The sequence below is a fragment of the Bacillus sp. JJ1521 genome, from assembly GCF_036965165.1.
Taxonomy (GTDB): Bacteria; Bacillota; Bacilli; order Bacillales; family Bacillaceae_L; genus Ferdinandcohnia.
Genome location: NZ_JBALOX010000225.1, coordinates 305 through 1,972 on the forward strand (window position 1 = coordinate 305; position 1,668 = coordinate 1,972).

The window sequence follows — 1,668 nt, forward strand, 5'->3', positions numbered from 1 at the left end:
AAAATTGATGTCATTGAAGGCTTTGGACGAATCTTAGGACCGTCTATTTTTTCACCAATACCTGGAACCATTTCCGTTGAGATGAACAATGGTGAAGAAAATGAAATGTTGATTCCTAAAAACGTCCTTATTGCAACAGGGTCGAGACCAAGGTCATTACCTGGACTTGAAATTGATGGGGATTATGTTTTAACCTCTGACGAAGCCCTTCAAATGGATAGCCTTCCTCAATCAATAATCATCGTTGGAGGGGGCGTGATCGGCATTGAATGGGCATCAATGCTTCACGATTTCGGGGTAGATGTAACCGTACTTGAATACGCTGATCGAATTCTTCCAACAGAGGATCATGAAATCTCAAAGGAAATGCAGCGTTTGCTTAAGAAAAAAGGCGTAAAAGTTGTAACTGGTGCGAAAGTTTTACCGGAGACTCTCGAAAAAGGAGAAGGGATTACAATCCAAGCTGAGCATAAAGGTGAAGCTAAATCCTTTTCTGCAGACAAGGTGCTTGTATCAGTCGGTCGACAAGCGAATGTTGAAAATATAGGTCTTGAAAATACAGAGATTGTGTTGGAAAAAGGATATATCACTACAAATGAATTTTTCCAGACGAAAGAATCCCATATTTATGCGATTGGCGATGTGATTGGCGGGCTTCAGCTTGCGCATGTAGCGTCCCACGAGGGAATAGTTGCAGTTGAGCATATTGCTGGGGAAAATCCTACACCTATCGATTATTCTCTTGTTTCAAAATGTGTGTACAGCAATCCTGAGATAGCAAGTGTTGGATTTACTGAAGAGGAAGCAAAAGAAAAAGGATTTTCTGTTAAAGTAGGTAAGTTTCCATTCAGAGCCATCGGAAAAGCACTTGTTTTTGGTGAGTCTGATGGATTTGTAAAACTTGTTGTTGATGAGTCTTCAGATGATTTACTAGGAGTTCATATGATTGGACCACATGTAACAGATATGATATCAGAGGCTGGTTTAGCGAGAGTACTAGATGCAACACCATGGGAGATTGCCAATACTATCCATCCACATCCAACCTTATCAGAAGCAATTGGCGAAGCAGCTTTAGCCGTAGATGGAAAGGCAATACACGCATAAGTTTTTCATTCATTTAATATTTTGTTACTATGCGGGGTTGTCCAAACTTACGTATATTTAGATTTTTTAGGGAGGTATTTTCATGACCGATAATCGTCATCATGCATTGGGATTAAGTGATGAAGCAGTTCTTGAAATGTATGAAACAATGCTGTTAGCTAGAAAAATAGATGAAAGAATGTGGCTATTAAATCGTGCTGGAAAAATTCCATTCGTAATTTCCTGCCAAGGGCAAGAAGCGGCACAAGTAGGAGCAGCGTTTGCGCTTGACCGTGACAAAGATTATGTATTGCCTTATTACCGCGATATGGGGGTTGTTCTTACATTCGGAATGACAGCGAAGGAATTAATGCTGTCTGGATTTGCAAAGGCAGAAGACCCGAATTCAGGCGGACGTCAAATGCCTGGTCACTTTGGACAAAAGAAAAATAGGATTGTAACAGGTTCTTCTCCAGTAACGACACAGGTCCCACATGCAGTAGGTGTGGCCCTTGGTGGAAGAATGGAAGGAAAGGATTTAGTTACATTTGTAACGTTCGGTGAAGGTTCATCGAATCAGGG

2 protein-coding genes are annotated in these 1,668 nt (G+C 41.0%); both read left to right on the plus strand.

Annotation, left to right across the window (positions count from 1 at the left end; genetic code table 11):
* On the plus strand, window positions 1–1,107 hold a 1,107-nt coding region (lpdA, locus tag V7147_RS22980), incomplete at its 5' end, for a dihydrolipoyl dehydrogenase (RefSeq protein ID WP_335370125.1).
* An 82-nt stretch (window positions 1,108–1,189) separates the two neighbouring features.
* Window positions 1,190–1,668 (plus strand): thiamine pyrophosphate-dependent enzyme (locus V7147_RS22985; protein ID WP_335370126.1); only part of this gene is annotated, 479 nt, incomplete at its 3' end.